The organism is Micromonospora sp. NPDC092111 (assembly GCF_044755745.1).
In the GTDB taxonomy this organism is placed as follows: Bacteria; Actinomycetota; Actinomycetes; order Mycobacteriales; family Micromonosporaceae; genus Micromonospora.
The window spans coordinates 1,051,015-1,070,389 of record NZ_JBIVRQ010000001.1 but is presented as its reverse complement, the minus strand read 5'-3'; the positions used below and the strand labels follow the sequence as shown (position 1 = coordinate 1,070,389).

General features: G+C 67.9%; 17 protein-coding genes, 1 tRNA gene and 1 other RNA gene. 6 read left to right on the top strand and 13 right to left on the bottom strand.

What is annotated here, in order from left to right; all coding sequences use genetic code 11:
• Nucleotides 1-234: 234 nt before the first annotated feature.
• Complete coding sequence (locus tag ACIQG9_RS04480; protein WP_400398357.1) at nucleotides 235-822, top strand: ferritin-like domain-containing protein; 588 nt, start codon at nucleotides 235-237, stop codon at nucleotides 820-822.
• Here ACIQG9_RS04480 and ACIQG9_RS04475 read toward each other — a convergent pair.
• From ACIQG9_RS04475 to ACIQG9_RS04460, 4 genes are all read right to left on the bottom strand, one after another.
• Nucleotides 785-3,586, bottom strand: a complete 2,802-nt coding sequence (locus ACIQG9_RS04475; protein ID WP_400398355.1) for an ATP-binding protein — start codon at nucleotides 3,584-3,586, stop codon at nucleotides 785-787. The genes ACIQG9_RS04480 and ACIQG9_RS04475 overlap by 38 nt on opposite strands.
• Nucleotides 3,587-3,690: 104 nt before the next feature.
• The gene (locus tag ACIQG9_RS04470; protein ID WP_400398353.1) at nucleotides 3,691-4,587 is read right to left on the bottom strand and encodes an AraC family transcriptional regulator N-terminal domain-containing protein; all 897 of its coding nucleotides are present in this window, start codon (nucleotides 4,585-4,587) and stop codon (nucleotides 3,691-3,693) included.
• Between the two features lie 1,204 nt (nucleotides 4,588-5,791).
• Nucleotides 5,792-6,601 (bottom strand): polymorphic toxin-type HINT domain-containing protein, encoded by an 810-nt coding sequence (locus ACIQG9_RS04465; RefSeq protein WP_400398351.1) that lies wholly within the window; start codon nucleotides 6,599-6,601, stop codon nucleotides 5,792-5,794.
• A gap of 1,362 nt (nucleotides 6,602-7,963) precedes the next feature.
• Nucleotides 7,964-8,278 carry a hypothetical protein gene (locus ACIQG9_RS04460; RefSeq protein ID WP_400398350.1) on the bottom strand — a complete coding sequence of 105 codons (315 nt, stop codon included), beginning with the start codon at nucleotides 8,276-8,278 and terminating at the stop codon, nucleotides 7,964-7,966.
• Here ACIQG9_RS04460 and ACIQG9_RS04455 point away from each other — a divergent pair.
• From ACIQG9_RS04455 to ACIQG9_RS04445, 3 genes are all read left to right on the top strand, one after another.
• Nucleotides 8,255-9,253 carry a hypothetical protein gene (locus tag ACIQG9_RS04455; RefSeq protein WP_400398348.1) on the top strand — a complete coding sequence of 333 codons (999 nt, stop codon included), beginning with the start codon at nucleotides 8,255-8,257 and terminating at the stop codon, nucleotides 9,251-9,253. The genes ACIQG9_RS04460 and ACIQG9_RS04455 overlap by 24 nt on opposite strands.
• 442 nt (nucleotides 9,254-9,695) lie before the next feature.
• Nucleotides 9,696-9,860, top strand: coding sequence for a hypothetical protein (locus tag ACIQG9_RS04450; RefSeq protein ID WP_400398346.1), 165 nt, complete (start codon nucleotides 9,696-9,698; stop codon nucleotides 9,858-9,860).
• Entirely contained in the window at nucleotides 9,857-10,126 is a 270-nt protein-coding gene (locus tag ACIQG9_RS04445; RefSeq protein WP_400398344.1) for a hypothetical protein, read from the top strand. Before ACIQG9_RS04450 ends, ACIQG9_RS04445 begins: the two co-directional genes overlap by 4 nt.
• 203 nt (nucleotides 10,127-10,329) lie before the next feature.
• On the opposite strand, the gene ACIQG9_RS04440 is transcribed toward ACIQG9_RS04445, so the two are convergent.
• A tRNA-Ala gene (locus ACIQG9_RS04440) sits at nucleotides 10,330-10,402 on the bottom strand.
• A gap of 84 nt (nucleotides 10,403-10,486) precedes the next feature.
• Nucleotides 10,487-11,086 carry a YqgE/AlgH family protein gene (locus ACIQG9_RS04435; RefSeq protein ID WP_400398342.1) on the bottom strand — a complete coding sequence of 200 codons (600 nt, stop codon included), beginning with the start codon at nucleotides 11,084-11,086 and terminating at the stop codon, nucleotides 10,487-10,489.
• 141 nt (nucleotides 11,087-11,227) lie between these two features.
• On the opposite strand from ACIQG9_RS04435, the gene ACIQG9_RS04430 reads away from it, so the two are divergent.
• Complete coding sequence (locus ACIQG9_RS04430; protein WP_400398340.1) at nucleotides 11,228-12,031, top strand: S-methyl-5'-thioadenosine phosphorylase; 804 nt, start codon at nucleotides 11,228-11,230, stop codon at nucleotides 12,029-12,031.
• Nucleotides 12,032-12,177: 146 nt separating this feature from the next.
• Nucleotides 12,178-13,773, top strand: a complete 1,596-nt coding sequence (mdlC, locus tag ACIQG9_RS04425) for a benzoylformate decarboxylase (RefSeq protein WP_400398338.1) — start codon at nucleotides 12,178-12,180, stop codon at nucleotides 13,771-13,773.
• A gap of 3 nt (nucleotides 13,774-13,776) precedes the next feature.
• Here mdlC and ACIQG9_RS04420 read toward each other — a convergent pair whose 3' ends face one another.
• The 7 genes from ACIQG9_RS04420 to ACIQG9_RS04390 all read right to left on the bottom strand — a co-directional run bounded on the left by ACIQG9_RS04420 (nucleotide 13,777) and on the right by ACIQG9_RS04390 (nucleotide 19,357).
• Nucleotides 13,777-14,700: a hypothetical protein gene (locus ACIQG9_RS04420; RefSeq protein ID WP_400398336.1), complete on the bottom strand. Its 924-nt coding sequence runs from the start codon at nucleotides 14,698-14,700 to the stop codon at nucleotides 13,777-13,779.
• A gap of 118 nt (nucleotides 14,701-14,818) precedes the next feature.
• Nucleotides 14,819-15,194, bottom strand: a transfer-messenger RNA (tmRNA) gene (gene ssrA / locus ACIQG9_RS04415).
• 104 nt (nucleotides 15,195-15,298) lie between these two features.
• Nucleotides 15,299-15,778, bottom strand: coding sequence for an SsrA-binding protein SmpB (gene smpB, locus ACIQG9_RS04410; protein WP_400398334.1), 480 nt, complete (start codon nucleotides 15,776-15,778; stop codon nucleotides 15,299-15,301).
• 135 nt (nucleotides 15,779-15,913) lie between these two features.
• Nucleotides 15,914-16,789, bottom strand: a complete 876-nt coding sequence (ftsX, locus tag ACIQG9_RS04405) for a permease-like cell division protein FtsX (RefSeq protein ID WP_400398332.1) — start codon at nucleotides 16,787-16,789, stop codon at nucleotides 15,914-15,916.
• Nucleotides 16,790-16,856: 67 nt separating this feature from the next.
• Complete coding sequence (gene ftsE, locus ACIQG9_RS04400; RefSeq protein ID WP_109802316.1) at nucleotides 16,857-17,537, bottom strand: cell division ATP-binding protein FtsE; 681 nt, start codon at nucleotides 17,535-17,537, stop codon at nucleotides 16,857-16,859.
• Nucleotides 17,538-17,655: 118 nt separating this feature from the next.
• Entirely contained in the window at nucleotides 17,656-18,777 is a 1,122-nt protein-coding gene (prfB, locus tag ACIQG9_RS04395) for a peptide chain release factor 2 (RefSeq protein ID WP_400398331.1), read from the bottom strand.
• A 64-nt stretch (nucleotides 18,778-18,841) separates the two neighbouring features.
• A complete protein-coding gene (locus ACIQG9_RS04390; RefSeq protein ID WP_400398329.1) occupies nucleotides 18,842-19,357 on the bottom strand; it encodes a PadR family transcriptional regulator in 516 nt (171 codons plus the stop codon).
• Nucleotides 19,358-19,375 lie beyond the last annotated feature (18 nt).

Sequence of the window (19,375 nt, the reverse complement as noted above, 5' to 3'; positions counted from 1 at the left end):
AGGACGAGAACCAATCTCGTCGCCACACCGGGGCGGCACATCTGTCATACAACCGCAAGGTCAGCGCCGGGCGGCGGCCGGTTACCTAGCCGTCGACGACGTCACGGCCGGCGACGCCCGCTGGACGACGTCCGCGCGGAGACCGGCGACGCCACCGCCGGGCCCACGCCTCAGCGCCGACCGTTAGGTTGTTTGACAGATGTGCCCGACGGTCGGCTGACCGACCATGGGGGCATGACGGGACAACCGGGATTGCGCAGACGCGAGGTACGCGACCGTGCGGTGTACGACCCGGACGACGGGCCGATCACGCCGTCGAATCGGGCCGACCTGAGCGCGGTGGCGGGGCTGCTCAACGTCCTGCTGTCGAGCGTGATCGTGTCGTCGCTCCAGTACGAACACCACGCCCTGTTGGTGCGGGGCCTGTCGACGCAGCCGGTCGCCGACTATCTGCTCGGCTGCGCCGACGACGACCGGGTCGGGGCCCGTACGCTGGCGGCCCGCATCCGCGACCTCGGGTTCGCCGCCGACCACGATCCACGGCACCTTGCCGGACGGTCACGGATCAGCTTTCAGACCTTCGCCGCCGGCGACCTCACCGGGATCGTGACGCAGAATCTCGTGGCGGCGCGGATCCTCGTCCAGACCCTGCAGGAGGCCGTGCGCTGGCTGGGCGACGCTGACCCGACCACCCGCCGCCTGCTGGAACGGCTGCTCGAAGCCAAGGAGGCGCAGGCTCGCGTGCTCGCCGCCGAGTCTGCTCCGGACCGTCCGGCCGAGCAGATCACTGGTGATCAGGAGGTGACGAGAGGGCATCCCTGAGACCGGCCCGGGACGTCACCCCGAGCTTGGGAAAGATCCGGTACAGGTGCGCGCCGACGGTGCGGTGCGAGAGGAACAGCCGGCCGGCGATCTCCTTGTTGGTCAGGCCGCTGGCGGCGAGCTGAGCGATCTGCGCCTCCTGCGCCGTCAACGCGGCCACGCCGGGCGCGGGAGCGTCGGCAAGCCGGTACTTCGCGGCGCGCAGCTCGCCGTGCACGCGGTCGAGCCACGGCCCGGCCGCCATCGCGGCGAACCCGTCACGCGCGGCGAGCAGGTGGACCCGGGCCTGCGTGACCTGTCCGGCGCGCCGGAGCTTCTCCCCGTACGCCAGCCGTACGCGGGACGCGTCGTACCGCCACCGGTCGACGGCGGTGCCGCCGAGTAGCTGCTCAAGCCGCTCCGCGGGCTCGGGGTCGTCGGAGACCAGGGTCTCGGCACCCGCTTGGATCAGCGCCATCCGGCTGGACAGCCGGGACAGTCGGGCCGTGCGCATCGCCTCGACGTGGGCCCGGGCTTCCACCGTCCGGCCACTGCGCACAGCCGCCTCGACCAGGTCGAATGCCACCCAGGTGCAGTGCGGCACGAACGGGGCGAGCGTCCCCGGCGGGCTCATCGCGGCGGCGTGGACGTATGCGGCGTCGAAGTCTCCGGCCGCGGCGGCGGCGAGGGCACGCGGATGGTGGGCGAACAGGACCGCGGCCGACACCCCACGGGGATGCGCCCAGTTGGTGATCTCGTCGGCCAGCTTGCCCGCCTCGTCGGCCTGGCCCCGCCCGGCCGCCACGATCGCCCTGTTGTACCAGAAATACCAGGAGAAGAACGGAAAGCCGTCGGTGTCGCAGATCCGCTGACCCTCCGAGGCCAACTCCTGCGCCTCGTCCCATCGGCCGATGAGGAAGTCGTCCAGGCACAGGTGCATCAGCGCGCCGATGTGCCGGCGAGCCGCCGCTCCGTCGCGTCCCTGACGCACCAGCCGCCACGACCCTTCCCGGACGTCACCGAGCCGGTCCAGATACACCGAGGCGGTGCCGATCCGCATGACGCGCGTGGGGTCGGTCTCCTCGGCGGCGGCGCCCAGAACCGCTTCCGTGTCGGCGAGCGCGGACCCGCCGGTGCGTACGGGGTCGGGAAAGGTCCTGCTGGCCAGGGCGAGGATCGGCGGCGGGGTCGGCCGCAGCCGCCGCAACGCGCGGAAGAAGGGCTCCCAGTACTGCGGCGCGCTGCCGTACCAGCTCAACAGCAGCAGGGTGTGCATTGCCTCGATCAACGCCGGATCGTCGGCGCGGTACCCGTGGTCGCCGGTCTCGATGGCCCCGACGAGCAGGCGGTGCGCGGTGTTCACGTCACCCTCGCCGTTGAGCATCAGGAACGCGGCGGCGTTGGCCGCGTGCAGCGATCCGGTCGAGTCCGGCATCGCCCGGCGGGCGTCGGCCAGCAGGGTGCGGGCGTCCGCGGTCGTTCCGCCCGCCTCCGCGCCGATGTAGGCGGCCTCGGCGAGCCGCCGGCCCCGGTCGGCGCTGGTCACGCTCAGTTCACCGGCGCGCACCAGGGTGGCGATCGCGGCGACCGCGTCGCCGCGCAGCATGACCCGACGCGCGGCGGTTTCGAGCAGTTGCGCGACGCCCTCGTCCGGCGCGACGGCGGCTGCCGCCAGGTGCCACGCCCGGCGCTCCTCGTCGTCGACCAGCACCCGGGCCAGGGCGACGTGCGCGGTGCGCCGCTCCTCGTGCGTCGTCATCGCCACGATCGCCGATCGGATGAGCGGATGTCGGAATGCGATCCGGGCGGTCGCGTCGTCCACATGCACGAGCTGCGTCCGCTCGGCGGGAGCCAGGTCGGCCAACCCGCCACGGTCGGCACAGGCGGCATGCAGCACCCGCACGTCACCAGCGCCCTCGTAGGCGGCCAGCAGGAGCAGCCGTCGGGTCGGCTCCGGCAGGTCCGCGATGCGCGTCGCGAACAACGCCTGTAGCCGGTCGTTGAGCGGAACGACCTCGGCCGGAGCCGCCCCCCGCTGGACGGCACCCGTCAACGTGGACGGCAGCTCCATCAACGCCAACGGATTGCCTTGGGCGAGATCCAGCAGCCGCCGCCGGATCCGCGACGGCAGCCGGGCAAAGGCGGCATCCACCAACTGCTCCGCGGCGGCCTCGTCCAGCGGGGCCACCACGATCTCGGCCAGCCCGCGCCGGTCGAGGTAGCTGGCCGCGCCGGTTCGCGTCGACACCAGCAGACCGGCCCGGCAACCCGCCAGGCGGCGAGCCACGAAGCCGAGAACGACCGCGCTGGCCCGGTCGATCCAGTGGACGTCGTCGACCAGAAGCAGCACCGGCGCCTCGGCGGCCAGACTTTGCACGAGCAGAAGGGTGGCGTTGCAGACCAACAGGGCGTCCGGCGCCGTACCGGCACCGAAGCCCAGGGCCACCTCCAACGCTTCCCGCGGACCGACGGGAAGCCGCGAGATGCCACCCTGAACGGAGAGCAGCAACTGGTTGAGGGCCGAGTAGCTGACATCGGCCTCGAACTCGGACCCCGAGGCGCGCAGCACCTGCATGCCGTCCTCGACGGCACGTTCCGCCACCGTGGCCATGAGCGAGGACTTGCCCACGCCGGGCTCACCCGTCAGCAGCCGCGCGCCGCCGCCGCGCCCCGCCTCCCCCAGAAACGTCGAAAGCTGCTCTAGTTCAGCATCTCGACCGTAAAGCCCGATCTCACCCACACACACCTCACGTTGCCTGCCCCCCAGACAAACACGAGCCAGCATGCGAGTGAATCGGCAATCCTCTCGCGTTCTTGCCTAATCCAGTCGCCCCGGCCGGTGGCAGGCGACGCCAGGCTGCACCACCCCAGCCGGGTGCGGGCGGTTCGTCAGGAAAGTGGCGCCAGCACGGGCTGTTGCAGACGCATCGCGTCGAGTCTCGGCGGCGCACCGAACTGGCGACGATACTCGCGGCTGAACTGCGACGGGCTGTCGTAACCCACGAGGCGGCTGGTGCCCGCGATGTCCGTGGCGTCGCAGGCGAGCAGAAGCCGGGCCTGATGGAGCCGGATCTGCTTCTGATACTGGATCGGGCTCAACGAGGTGAGCGCCTGAAAGTTGCGGTAGAACGCCGAGACGCTCATGCCCGCCTGCTGTGCCGCCATCTCGACCCGGAACGGCTCGCGGTAGTTGTCGCGTATCCAACGGACCGCGCGGGTGATGTGGCTCAGAATGCTGTCGGGCTGCCCGAGTTGCCGGATGACCGGGCCCTGTTCGCTGGTGATCAGCCGCCAGAGAATCTCGCGCTTGATCATCGGCGCCAGCACGGGAATGTCGCGTGGGGTGTCAAGCAGCCGCAACAGCCGCAACACCGCGTCGAGCAGCTCGGTGGAGGCCGTGCTGATGGCCAGCCCGGAAGGCGCGCCCTCGTCGCCGCCGGGCACGAGGTCGGCCGGCGCTTGCAGCAGCAGGTCGGCAATGGCGGTGGGATCGAGCGTCAGCCCCACGCCGAGCCCCGGTTGGTCCGGGCTCGCCGCGCTGAAGTGCGCCGTGACCGGCAGGTCCACCGACACCACGAGGTACTGCCCCGCCCGGTACTCGTAAATCTGGTCACCGAGTCCGAAGCGTTTCGTCCCTTGAGCGACGAATGCGAAGACCTTCCCATATGTGGTTGGCTTGGGGGGAAACGGCTTGTCGGCTTTGAAGATCAGCACGTCATCCATGGCCGTACGAAGATCCGGCCTGACGTGCCGAGCGATCAGGTCGCGTACCTGGTCAAGGGGCATGAACCCATTGTCCCACCGACCACGGGCGCCGCTCGACGGCACCGGTACGCCGCACGTCTTCGCCCAAGCCGAGCCAAACGACCCGGACGGCCCGAATCCGCAGTTGGAGGACGCCTTTCGCCGCCACTTCTCCCGGCCTTCCGGAGGGACCGGTGTGCGGCGGTCGTGGGACCACAACGGCGACCAGAGGCCACAAAAAACCGACACCAGTCGATGACTGATGCCGGCTTGTTTGCAGAAACGCAAGTGGAGCCGAGGGGACTCGAACCCCTGACCCCCACACTGCCAGAAAGGTGATCCTTGTCACGATCAATATCCAGCTATGCCGAATCCTGCCAGGAAGTGGGGATATAGGTCTACAGCTATGCCGGCTTATATCGCACACTGCCGGCCGATGTCGGCTTTTTGATCTTGTTCTGTGACACCTTCTGTGACGCGGTAGAGTGTGGGGGCCGCCGTGTCGGATGAGCTACCGAGGAAGCCGAGCGCCCGAGGCCAGAACGAGAGCCCCTCAAATCCGTCCGCGCCGTCGAGGAACCGGCTTGCCCCATGGTCCAACCCGACCTTGCTGTTCAGAGCGCCCATCAAGGCGGACCGAGATGAAAGACCGAGGTTAAGGCCCCGCGCACACGTCCACCAAGGCCATGCCACCGACCAAGAGCAAGATCAACCCAGTTGGCTGAGGCCGTAACGATCCCTTCACCAACCACCCACGACGGCCGGTTCTTCAGATCGACGCCGCACCGCTGCGCGGCACACCACCGGAAGGCGTGCCAGCGACGATCCGTGCCACCGAGGACATCGATACGTGCGCATACTGCCCAAGCTCGTGACGGCAACGTGACGGCAACCCGAGCGCCCGTCAGCATCCCGTGATAGTCGGTCACTACCATGCGTAATCGCTCCGGCTTGCACTTGGTGGGCCCGAAACGCCGGCTCACAACAAATCACCAACAAGTCAGGCTGGCTTATTCAGTTTAGCTCGAATATTCGCCGCCTCATTGCGCGCCGCGACCGATTCGGCAACGGCCTTGCGACGATCTTCGTCATACAACAGGACAGCGGACAGCGATTCCAGGGCATCCGCAATCCGGTCTCGCCAGACGGCATACGATTCTGGATCACAATCACCAACCGGCCTTTCTGAACGAATCCTGCGCAAGTTCTGTAGCGCTGCCCGCAGCTCCGACGGAAGTGACATTGCCTACCCTCTTCCACCTATAAGGGGCAAGAACCGCTGACAGGCTGGACAAGGGCCAATCAGGCTACCGTGGTCCTCAAGCGGGTAGGCGTTACCCCTGCCACCTCCACCGATCCTGACCGACTGAAATGTCGATCCTTCAAGAGGAATACCCGCTTTCTCGAACTGAATAGCGCACCCAACTTCCCCACACCCACCATGATGACCTGAGTTAGCCACAGCTCGCGCGGTTTGCGGAGGCATAACTCCGGACCGCGTATCCGTTGCGTAGGCGAACCTGACTTGCGATCCGTCCGCAGAGGTAATACTAGTCGCAACATTCGGGCGCACTTCTGGAGCCATGTTCAGAGCTTCATCCGCAAAGTCCAGCAAATCATCAGCCGCCTCGCCACAGTTGTGGACGAGGACCGGCGTGTTGCCGGCTAGCACATAGTACGTGTGGAGGGTGTCGACGGTGTCGACGGTGAGGTTGTGTACCACCTCGGGTTGGGTGCGGTGGTGTGTGGCCGCTACGGCTGCTGGTCGATGGTCGGCGGTTTCGAAGGTGTAACCCGGCTTGAGGTCCTTGGCTTCGCGCCATTGGTGCTGGTCGGCGATCCAGAAGGGATGTCCGGCGGTGGCGGTGATCGTTTCGGCGCGGCTGCCCTGGGGGCCGTCCACGGTGACGGTGATGTCGACGAGTTGCTTGGTGCCGCTGCCGACGATCAGAGCGGTGACTACTCGCGGCGCGGTCCGCCCCGTGGTGGGGTCGGTGGCCAGAACCCTGTCGCCGAGATTCACATCACGGATAGGCTTGTGGCTGCCATCGGCCATCAGGACCTTCGTGTCGCCCGTGAAGCTGTTGGGACAAACGAGCCACCCCGACCCATCAGCCTGCCGGCCCAGGTGAGATGAGGTAGCCGCTCCGGGAGCATTATGTTGCCGACGGCGATCAGCTCACCGGCCACGGCGTCCCACCCGCAGTGCAAGAACACCGAGAGCAGTCGGATGCCGTTGCCTTGGCGGGCCGACCGTCACCGGCCAAATTCAGAACTGCGTTGCTGCCGCACGGACCCGTCGCAGAATGACTTCATATACCTGCCCTGCTACCGAGTCAACAAATCGGCACATCCCACACGCATAATTTGACACGCACTGCGGAAAACACTTCATTGAAAATGATCCTTACTCGTGAGCAAAGCCCGAAGGCGCCGGACTTCTTCCACAAGGCGCGGCACAGAATCCCGCGCCATAGCAATAAAGGCGGCGTTTTCGTCCCAGCACTCGTCAGCAGAGTCAACGTAACGCGGATGCTGCACCAACGTAGCGGCAACTATTTCTCGACAGTCAAAGTTTGGCCACCTCTCCGCAGCACCAGTGTCGGGAGCAGTGCTCACTGCAACAAGATTCATGGCAGATTCGTCATCCAAAGTCCTGACAAACCAAGGGCCCGGAGTGGCCGCAGAGCACAACTCTTCGATCTCATCAAGTTCACTGTCACGCATTCATCTGCCCCCCAAAGCTACCTCTTGAACTGAATTGAAGGCAACAGGTATGCCAAACGTCAAGCGACAATCAATATCTTTCGCTTGAATATCCTAGCCTTTCAATATTTTGTAAAATCTCTTATCATTTGTAATGATCGACAATCCATCCTGAATCGCCGAGTGTAGGACCGAAGCATCATCGTCGGCAATCATCGGATTAAATAACTTTCCCTTCCACATCCCTCTGAGTTGAGCCTGTAGGGATGCAATGCCTTCACCGGTGGAAGCCGTCCTCCTCGCCCCGACAACCAATTACCGATCGCATCTGTCGAGTGACCGCCTTCGAGTAGTTCGCGATGAGCAGTGGGCGAGAGGACCGGGAACGTCCCGCCAAGGCGGTATCTACTGCAGTAGTCTTTGCACCAGACAAGGCATCTGTCACAGCATTCGTGTCAACAGCCACCTCGCCATCGGTCAGATCGGACGGATACCGCCGCACTCGGTCCATACCCATCTACCGACCGAGTCCACTTCATCGATCGCACCCACCGTGCGACACACCCGACCAACACACATCCCAAGCGCTCTCGGAGATTCGGCATCGAAAATGTATCGACTCAGTTTGGTCGATGGCGGTAACCATCAAGGCAGTGTTCGCCAACCTTAGCTGTCAGGCGCAACACAACTTCCACTCAGAACATCGGATTACTTACGCCATCATCGAGTCTTCGTCGAAACCGAGTTCATCTTCGATACACAGCGCCACTGCAGCATGCCAACGAATCGGGCTTGGCCACGAATCAGTCGTCATCTCCGACAGATACCGATTCGCCTCATCGGATTCAAGCTCACTCAGGGCAAGTATCGCCTTCTGGCATAACCAGTAGGCGGGAGCATCAGATTCAAGGGAACGCTTGACGACTCGGAATATCACACCTGCCGCATCGACCACCCTTACCTCGCCGAGGATATCAACAAGATCCTCCTCATTGAGGCCAGCATGGTTCGCCTCAAGCAGGTCCATTATCACCCGGCCGAGACCGGGAGCATGCAATTTCGCGCCCAAGTTCGCGAAACGCCCGACCTTACCCCAGTCGCATGCCGCTACCGCGACGCGAATCCAGCGCTCCACAGAGTCGACGGCTCCAGGGAATCGCCGCTGGACCGCGTAGGCAACCTCATCAGTAACAGGCCCCCGAGCGAGGTGAGAGTCTACCGCCTCAGCAAGCGCGGCATCATTCCCTGGAAGCATCACCAATCATCCATTCTCCTAAAATCCAATATCCTAGAGTTAAACACATCGACAGACGGGCGGCTGTGGAACTATCGTCAGGAAGGAGCAGCACCCCTCTGGAAGAGCCTCGGTGACGCTGACCTAACCGGCACAGTTTCCGTAGTCAAGGACGGCGAGGATGCTCGGCTGGTGGCGGTCAGCGCCACCGGCACGGTAAAGACAGCCCTGTATTTCGCCGATGGCGCGCTGTCGAGCTGGACCGATCTAGGTGGCACTGCAGAGGGAATTCCGGCGGTGCTGCTCTCGACCGCGCATCGCCTGCGCATCGTGATCCGTAACGCTAGCGGTCACATCTCGACCAAGTTCCAGAACCTGGACGGCACCTGGCCCACAACCTGGCAACAGGTGGGAAGCCGCACTGCCATCGGATCACCCGACACCATTCTGGACCCACCGTCCGGCCGTACCGCCATCGCCGTTCGCGGAACTGACAACACGCTGTACCACATCTTTGAAACGGCGCCGGGATCGTCGAGCTGGGGCCAGTGGCAGCAGTTGAACCCTGACCCCGATAAAGCCGAAAACGCAGCGACCGATCCAACCATGACACCGGTGACCGGACCCAACGGAACGTCCTACATCATCATCTTCCGGAACACCGACGACCTGATCCAGGTCTACAGCCGCCAGCTATCGCCCCAACGCCTCGGGGGATCGCCAAGCAGGCAATTCGTCCGCAGTTCAGCCTCGGCTCCCATGCCCTGAAGGGGACCTTCCCGCGTGGCGGGTCCTGGTGCGTCCTGAGCGGCAGGGCTGGTCAGGGACGCCGGCGGCGGGACGGGCCTCCCCGAGAGGCCCGTCCCGCCGCCGGCCGCGCCGGCGCGGCCCGGCCGGCCGGTCAGCTCGGCTCTCCCGACAGGGAGGTCCGCCACTGCGACGCCATTGACCAGGGAATAGACGTGCTCGCGGAGTTCACCGAAGAGCAGGGTCTGCTTGGTCGCGATCTGGTCGAGGGTTACCGGTAGGTCCGCCACGACGACGGAGGGGCCCTGGGACAGCACGACCACCCGGTCGGGGAGGTACACGGCCTCGTCGATGTCATGGGTCACGAACAGTACCGTCGTGCCGGTCTCCGCCGCCTTGAAGGCGCGCAACATCGGCCTGTATGCCGCCGGCGTGAACATCGGCGTGTTGGTTTGCTCCCCTGTTGTTCCTGCCGCTCATGGCGAGGACCGACCCACGGGTCTCCTGGGGCCTGGCAGCCGGTCTCGTCGCCCTCGGCCTGATCTCGGTCGCCGCGCTCAGCTCGGTCAGGCACCTGTGGACCAGTGACGAGAAAACGCCCGTCAACGTGGGAGGCATCAGCGGATGAGCGCCTTCTCGTCAATGGCCGGACGCAGCCCGGTGCACCTCAACGTCGCTGGAGCCGGCGTGCCGTCATCTGCGGTGGTCGGCGCCGTGCGGCAGTACCTCGACATCGAGGGCACCCTCGGCCCGTGTAGCTGGTCTCTTCTCGCGGCACCGGCTATCTCTGGCCAAAGCGGGTCGGAACGACCTTTTCCCATCGAGAGCAAGGGGGCAAAGCCGCATCTGACACAGGTTGCTCAACTCGACTCGGCTGACACCTTCACGGCGTGATCACGCCCCACATTTTCACTCCCGCAAGCTCTTGCACCACGAGCCACATGAAACACCAGGTAGAGCGTGGTCCCGGCCCCTTTGTCGATCTTGTCGCCTGGAGGCGAGTGTGGGGCGCATCTGCGACCAAATCTGTGACCAAAAGATCAAGAAAAGCGGCATCCCTCAATGAGAAATGCCGCTTGACCTGCACAGACACAAGGTGGAGCCGAGGGGACTCGAACCCCTGACCCCCACACTGCCAGTGTGGTGCGCTACCAGCTGCGCCACGGCCCCTTGCGGTCGTCCCGGTCACCCGGGCACGGAGAGAACTATACACACGCCGCGCGGCATGGTCATCTCGCGGGGGTACCCCCGGATTCAGTTCAGCGCCACGTCCGGCGGGAAATGCGCGACCGCCGCCATCATGCCGCCCTGCCGGCGCAGCACCATCGGCCAGAGGTCGTCCGGGCGGTCGACGAAGGCGTCCCCGGGCAGCGCGTCGAGCACGAACCAGGACCCGTCCTCGATCTCCTGTTCGAGCTGGCCGGAGCCCCATCCGGAGTAGCCGGCGAAGACCCGGATGCCACCGATGCCGTCCCGCATCTGCTCCGGGTCGGCCGACAGGTCGACGGTGCCGACCGCGCCGGAGATCTGCTGGAAGCCCTTCAGCCGCCGCATCGGGTGCCGCATCCGGGCCAGGCAGATCGCCGAGTCCGGCTGCACCGGACCGCCCTCGAAGAGCACCGCCGGATGGCGGGCGAGATCGCTCCAGTCGCCGAGCACGTCCGCGACCGGAACCTCGGTGGCACGGTTGAGCACCACGCCGAGGGCCCCGCCGGCCTCGTGGGCGACCAGCAGCACCACCGTACGGTCGAAGTTCGGATCCTTGAGGCCCGGCGCCGCGACCAGCAGCCGCCCGGTCATCGACTCCATGGCACGACCGCCGATCGCCGGTCCCTCCCCCTGCGTCTCGGACATCGTCAGCCGTGCACCGGGTCCGACAACCGGGCACCACCGACCATCCGTGCTCTCACCGCCATGCCTGGCACCATAGCCTGCACCCGGTGCGGTGGCTAAGGTCTGACCGACAGGTGATCGAGAGCGGATGCGGGAGGCTCGATGGGTCCGACGGCAGACATCGCGGTGATCGGCGGTTCGGGGCTGTACGCCCTGCTCGACGACCCGACCGAGCACGAGCTGGAGACGCCGTACGGGGCTCCCTCCGACACGGTCACCATCGCCGCTGTGGGCGGTCGCCCGGTGGCCTTCCTGCCCCGGCACGGACGCGACCACCGCCACCCGCCGCACCTGATCCCGTACCGGGCGAACCTGTGGGCGCTGCGCGCGCTCGGGGTGCGCCAAGTGCTCGCCCCGTGCGCGGTGGGCGGGCTCCGCCCCGAGCTGGGTCCCGGCACGTTCGTGGTGCCCGACCAGCTCGTCGACCGGACCAGCGGTCGTACCCAGACCTACTACGACCAGGGCGCGGTGCACGTGCAGTTCGGCGACCCGTACTGCCCGGTGGGGCGGCGTACCCTGCTCGGCGCGGCGGCCGGCCGGGACGTGCCGGCGGTGGACGGCGGCACGGTGGTGGTGGTCGAGGGGCCCCGCTTCTCCACCCGTGCGGAGTCCCGCTGGTACGCCTCGATGGGCGGCACGGTGGTGAACATGACCGGCCACCCGGAGGCGGTGCTCGCCCGCGAACTGGCCCTCTGCTACACCTCCATCGCGCTCGTCACCGACCTGGACGCCGGGGTCGAGGCCGGTGAGTCGGTCACCCAGGAGGAGGTGTTCCGGGTCTTCGCGGAGAACACCGACCGGCTGCGCGGAGTGCTGCTGGACGCGGTGGCCGCGCTGCCGACCGATCGGGACTGCCCGTGCGGGCACGCCCTCGACGGCATCAGGACCCCGTTCCCGCTGCCCTGAGCGGCTGCCCGCCGGCACCCGACCGGCCCGGTACGCGGCAAAGCACCCGAGTCGTCCCCTCTTGCTGGATAGATTCGGCAGGTCGGGGACGGCTCACCGTGGTCCGGCGGGCAGCGGCACGGGCCGCGACACGGAGGCGGGGGGCGATGGCGACCGTCCAGGAGACCACCTACGACCTGCTCCGTGCCCTGGGCCTGACCACGGTCTTCGGCAACCCCGGCTCGACCGAGGAGCCGTTCCTCCAGGACTTCCCGGCCGACTTCCACTACGTGCACGCCCTGCACGAGGCGTCGGCGGTGGCGATGGCCGACGGGTACGCACAGGCCACCGGCCGGCCGGCGCACGTCAACCTGCACACCGCACCGGGCACCGGCAACGGCATGGGCAACCTGGTCACCGCCTGGCACAACCGGACCCCGCTGATCGTCACCGCCGGGCAGCAGAGCCGGGAGATGCTGCTGATGGAGCCCCGGCTGGCCAGCCGGCAGGCGACCGAGCTGCCCCACCCGTACGTCAAGTGGAGCCACGAACCGGTCCGGGCGCAGGACATCCCGGCGGCGTTCATGCGGGCGTACGCGACGGCGGCGCAACCCCCGACGGGCCCGGTCTTCCTCTCCCTGCCGCTGGACGACTGGCACCAGCCGGCCGACCCGCCGCCGCAGGTGCGGACGGTGTCCACCCGGTTCGCCCCCGACCCCCGGCGACTGCGGGAGTTCGCCGCGCTGCTGGCCGCCAGCCGCAACCCGGTGCTGGTGCTCGGGGCGGCGGTGGACCGGGCCACGGCGTGGCCGGTGGCGGCGGCGGTGGCGGAGCGGCTGGCCGCGCCGGTCTGGTCCGCCCCGGCGCCGGAGCGGGCCGCCTTCCCGGAGCACCACCCGCACTACCGGGGGGTGCTGCCCTACGCGATCGCCCCGCTGGCCGAGAAGTTGACCGGGCACGACACGGTGCTGGTGGTCGGCGCGCCGGTGTTCCGCTACTACCCGCACGTACCCGGCGACCACCTGCCGCCGGGGGCCCGGCTGCTGCACGTCACCGACGACCCGGACGAGGCGGCCCGGGCCCCGGTCGGCGACAGCCTGCTCGGCGACGCCGGGCTGACCCTGGCCGCCCTGCTGGACCTGCTCCCGGCGGCCGACCGGCCGCCGCCGCAGCCCCGGGCGGCGCCACCGCCGCCGGAGCCGGCCGACCCGCCGGACGCGGACGCGCTCTTCGCCGCGCTGGCCGCCCACTGGCCGGCCGACGGGGTGCTGGTCCAGGAGTCGCCGTCCAACCTGGCCGCGCTGCGCCGCCGGCTGCCGGTGACCCGACCGGCGTCGTACTTCACCATGGCCAGCGGCGGGCTCGGCTACGGTCTGCCGGCCGCGGTCGGCATCGCCCTGGCGGAGCGGGACACCGGGCGGGGCCGGCCGGTGGTCGCGGTGATCGGGGACGGCTCGTTCCACTACTCGGTGCAGGCGCTGTGGACCGCCGCGCGGCTGCGGCTGCCGGTGGTCGTGCTGGTCCCGGTCAACCAGCAGTACGCCATCCTCAAGGCGTTCGCCGAGCTGAAGGCCACCCCCGGGGTACCCGGACTGGACCTGCCCGGGTTGGACATCACCGCGATCGCCCGGGGCTACGGCTGCGCCACCCGGGTGGTCGACCCGCTCGACGAGCTGGGCGACGCGCTGGCCGAGGCGTTGCGCGCCGACGGGCCGACGGTGCTGCCCGCGCCGATCAGCACCGACGTGCCCCGGCTCCTGTGATCCTCAGCGGCTCCGCTGGGTCAGCACCGCACCGGTGCCGACGTCGAGCACCGGGCGACCGCCGAGCGCCGCCTTCAGCGTCACGGTGACCGGCTTGAACACCGCCATCGCCACGCAGTCGCCGGTGCCCCGGACCACGCCACCGCCGACCACCACCACGTCGTCGCGCTCCCGCACCAGGGCGGTGGGCCCGCTGTCGCAGGCACCCATGGCGACCGTGTAGGTGAGCCGGGCGCCGTCCACCCGCTGGAGCTGGTCGGCGCCGACCACGCCGTTGGTGGCGGGCCAGGTCGGGGCGGTCGGCTCGGGCACGGCGGTGACCGCGCTCGGGTCCACCGCGAGCCGGGCGACCGGGGCGGTCAGCTCCTCCACCGTGAACAACCAGGCCGGCACGTCGGCCACCCCCCGACTGGTGCGGACCTCGGCGCTGCCGAGCCGCACCCCGGTGACGGTGAGCGGGACGCACGGCTGCGCGGCCTGGGTGGAGGTCGCGCCGTCCGGGCCGGGCCGCTGCGGCTCCCGGGGCCGCCCGTCGCAGGTCGGCGGATCACCCTGGTCGAGCTGCCGGTACGCCTCGGTCGCGCTGACCAGCGGCACGGTCAGGGCCCCGTCCGGGAAACGGATCGCCGCGTCGGCGGGGGTGGCCCCCGGCACCTCGACCTGCTCCCGGTACCACCCGGCGCGGAACGCGGCCTCGGTGTCCGGGGTGAAGCCGGGGTCGCCGACGAGCACCGTGGCATCCTGCAACGGCACGTACCCGGTCGACCAGGCCGGACCGGGCCGCCACGCCTCGGCGACCTCGCCGGCCCGCTGGTCGAAGGCCGCCCAGCGGTGGTCCGGGCCGCCGCCGGGCGAAGAACCGGCCGGGGCACAGCCGACCGCGGTGACCACCAGGGGCAGGCCCAGCAGGGCGAGACGTCGACGCATGCCAGTAGGACGCCGCCCACCGCCGGCCGGTTCCGCGGGCCACCCGCCGGGCCGGCGCGCGAACCGGGGCCGGATACGACTGTGCGCCCCGGTCCGGTGGACCGGGGCGCACCCGAGGTGGTGGAGGTGCCGGGAATCGAACCCGGGTCCTTCGCCGGTTTGTCAGGGCTTCTCCGAGCGCAGCTCGCTATGCCTCTACTCGGCCCCACCGCTCACGCGAGCGAGTTGGTGTGACGGGCCCAGTCGCTGATTGATCTCGCCGCACGGACCCCGCGACCGGGTCCGGTTGGCCAGCCTTCTAGCTGATGCCGGCTAACTGGGTCGAAGGCGCTCCCAGGCCGACAGACTCACTACTCGCCTCAGGCGGCGAGAGCGAAGTCAGCGCGATTGTTCTTGGCGCTTATTGGTTTCCGACGAACGATTCTCGAGACGACGTCGGCTTCCTCGGCTCGCTTCCCCTGTCGCTGCGTACGAAGTCGAAACCAGTCACCCCCTCGATCGGCCGCCCCTGTGGCGGCACCGACAAGCCTAACGCCTCCCGCAACGGGTTTCATCCCGAGCCCCGAGCCGGCGCGCCGACCCGGACGAAAGGGACGAATCAGTCGTCCATTCCCTTGCCGCGCCGGCCCGACACCCGGGCGATCTCCCGGTCGGCGTCCCGCTTGGCGAGGTCCTGTCGCTTGTCGTACGACTTCTTGCCCTTGGCCAGGGCGATCTCCACCTTGGCCCAGCCGTCGGAGAAGTAGACCTGCAACGGCACCATGGTCAGGCCGCCCTCGCGGGTCTTGCCGATCAGCCGGTCGATCTCCAGGCGCTTGAGCAGCAACTTGCGGGTCCGCCGGGGCTCGTGGTTGGTCCAGGTGCCCTGGGTGTACTCCGGGATGTGCATCCCGTGCAGGTACAGCTCGTTGTCACGCTCCTGGGCGAAGGCGTCCACCAGCGAGGCCCGCCCCGCCCGCAGCGACTTCACCTCGGTGCCGGTCAACGCCATGCCCGCCTCGTAGGTGTCGAGGATGGCGTAGTCGTGCCGGGCCTTCCTGTTGGAGGCGACCACCTTGCGACCCTTTTCCCGTGGCATCCGGCGCCACCCCCCTTCCGGTACGCGCACCGGCCGACCGGCCGGCGAGCGGAGATCATGCTACCCGAACGACAAGGACCCTCCCGCGCCGTTTATTCCGGCACGGGAGGGTCCTGACGGAGAGCCCTACGGTGACTAGACCCGCAGGTAGAAGCGGAGCGTGACCCAGGCGGTCACCGCGCTGACCAGCCCGCCGACGCCGGCCATCAGCGGGAACATCAGGAAGATGTCCGACCACTGGACCGGCGAGAGCAGCCCCTGGAGCGCCTTGAGCGACCCGTTGAACAGGAGTTGCTTCGCACCGATCAGCGCGACCAGGCCCAGCAGCGACCCGACCAGGCCGGCGACCACCGCCTCCAGCACGAACGGCGCCTGGATGAACCAGTTCGACGCGCCGACCAGCTTCATGACCGCGACCTCACGCCGCTTGCTGTACGCGGCCACCTGGATGGTGTTGGCGACCAGCAGCAGCGCGGCGATCGCCATCACCACCGCCGCGGCCAGCGCGATGTTCTGGATCGCGGTGAGCACGTTGAAGATCTTGTCCAGCAGCCGGCTCTGGTCGACGATCACGTCGACGCCCTCGGAGTCCTTGTACTGGTCGTAGATGTCCTTGTACTGCTCCGGGTCGACCAGCTTGAGCCGGAACGACTCGGGGAGCAGGTCCGCCTTCACGGCGTTCACCAGGTCGGGAGCGTCCTGGTACATCTCCTTGAAGGTCTTGTACGCCTCGTCCTTGTTGACGTAGATGACCTCCTTGACCAGGGGGTCGCCCTTCAACTTGGCGTCGAGGTCGGTGCGCTGCTGCTCGGTGACCTCGGTCTTCAGGAAGATCGAGACCTCGACGTTCTTGTAGTAGAGGTCCTTCATGTCGCCGACCTGTTTGTACATCAGGCCACTGGCGCCGAGCATGGTCAGCGACACCGCCATCGTGATGATCATCGCGACGGTCATGGTGACGTTGCGCCACAGTCCGACCAGTACCTCGGACAGGACGTACTTCATCCGCATCGGGTGTTCCTCCGGCTCTCCGGCGTGAGGTGATCGTCAGGGTGTACGGCAGGGGTGGAGCGCCGGCTCACCCGTAGACGCCGCGGGCCTGGTCGCGCACGATGCGGCCACTCTCGATCTCGACCACGCGACGGCGCATCTGGTTCACGATGTTGGAGTCGTGCGTGACCATCACGACGGTCGTGCCGGTGCGGTTGATCCGGTCCAGCAGGCGCATGATCTCGATCGAGGTGTCCGGGTCCAGGTTACCGGTCGGCTCGTCCGCGAGCAGGATCAGCGGGCGGTTCACGAACGCCCGGGCGACCGCGACCCGCTGCTGCTCGCCACCGGAGAGCTCGTGCGGGTAACGGTGCTCCTTGCCACCGAGACCCACCAACTCCAGCACCTCGGGCACGACCCGGCGGGCGACCGCCTTGGTCTTGCCGATCACCTCCAGGGCGAACGCCACGTTCTCGTAGGCGGTGCGGTTCGGCAGCAGCCGGAAGTCCTGGAAGACGCACCCGATCGAACGCCGGAAGTGGGGCCGCTTCCAGGAACGCATCGAGGTGACGTCCTTGCCGTTCACGACGACCCGACCCTTGTTGGGGCTGACCTCGTGCAGCAGCATCTTGATGATCGTGGACTTGCCGGAGCCGGATGGCCCGATGAAGAAGACGAACTCGCCCTTCTCGATCGAGACGGACACGTTGTCGAGCGAAGGCCGGGACGCCTTCGGGTACGTCTTCGTCACTTGCTCAAGCTGAATCACGGGTGGTGAGTCTACGCGGTGTAACCGCAGAGCCAAGTGCCACGCCCCACCGAAGCGAGGCGCGTCATCGATTCACCCGGTCAACCGTAGATCGATGACGCGCCCCGTCCACGGTCGATCACGCAGCGTCGTTGGCGAGTTGCTGCTGCTTGCGCCAGCGGATACCGGCCTCGATGAAGCTGTCCAGCTCACCGTCGAAGACCGAGGACGGATTGCCGGTCTCCTGCTCGGTTCGGAGATCCTTCACCATCTGATACGGGTGCAACACGTACGAGCGCATCTGGTCGCCCCACGAGCCGGTGGTGTCGACCTTCAGACCCTGGAGCTTCGCCTGCTCCTCCTGCCGCTTGCGCTCCAGCAGCCGGGCCTGGAGCACCCGCATCGCGGAGGCCTTGTTCTGCAACTGGGACTTCTCGTTCTGGCAGGTCACCACGATGCCGGTGGGGATGTGGGTGAGCCGCACCGCGGAGTCGGTGGTGTTGACGCTCTGCCCGCCGGGGCCGGAGGAGCGGTAGACGTCCACCCGGACCTCGTTCTCCGGGATGTCGATGTGGTCGGTCTGCTCGGTGACCGGCAGCACCTCGACCCCCGCGAAGCTGGTCTGCCGGCGGCCCTGGTTGTCGAACGGGCTGATCCGGACCAGCCGGTGGGTGCCCGACTCGACGCTCAGGGTGCCGTAGGCGTACGGGACCTTCACCGTGAAGGTGGCGGACTTCAGGCCGGCCTCCTCGGCGTACGAGGTCTCGTAGACCTCGGTCGGGTAGCCGTGCCGCTCGGCCCAGCGCAGGTACATCCGCAGCAGCATCTCGGCGAAGTCGGCGGCGTCCACGCCACCGGCGCCCGCCCGGATGGCGACCAGCGCCTCCCGGGAGTCGTACTCGCCGGAGAGCAGGGTGCGGACCTCCATCTCCTGGATGGCCTTGCCCAGCCCGGCGATCTCCGACTCGACCTCGCCCAGCACCCCGGAGTCGCTCTCGGCCTCGGCCAGCTCCAGCAGGACCCGGGCGTCGTCCAGGCGGGCGCGCAGGCTGCCCAGCTTGCTGATCTCGCCGTTGACGTACGAGAGCTGCGAGGTCACCTGCTGTGCCTTGGCCTGGTCGTCCCAGAGATCCGGCGCGGACGCCTGCTCCTCCAGCCGGGCCTTCTCCTCCCGCAGGCGGTCGAGGTCGAGCACCGACTCGATGTTGCGCAGGGTCGCGTCGAGTTCCTTGAGCTGTTCGGCGTAATCGGCAGCGGTCACGACAGACAAGCGTACTGTGCGTGCGGCGGTCCGCTCACGTCACACCACCGACCAGCGCGGATGATCAGCCGACCGGGGCACTCTTGAGCCAGGACAGGGCGGCCTTGTGGTAGGCGACGGCGAACTCCAACGCGCTGGCGTCGTAGTCGTCGCCCTCCTTCTTGGCGCTCTTGACCTGTTCCCGGACGTACGCCAGGGCCTCGGTGTGGTAGTCGTTCGCCGAGGCGTAGAGGTTCTTGAGCTGGCTGGCCGAGTGCAGGTTACCGAAGGCGATGCGCAGGGCGATCGGGTTGCGGATGGTGTCCCGGCCGGGGTTCTCCGCCAGCCAGCGGGAGAACGTCCGCTTGCCGGACGCGGTGATCGCGTACGGTTGGCTCATCCGCGGACCGGGCTTGCCCAGCCGCACGAAACCCCGCTCGGCCAGCACCGGCAACTCGCGGTAGACCTGACTGCGGGTCATCGACCAGTACGGCGCCAGTCGGCGCTCAGCGGCGGCCATCAACTGGCCGCCTGTCATCGGCCCCTCGTGCAGCAGCCCCAACAGGGCCGCCGCGGTGGGGTTGACTCCGGAATCCGCCATGCCCTCTAAGCTGCCACT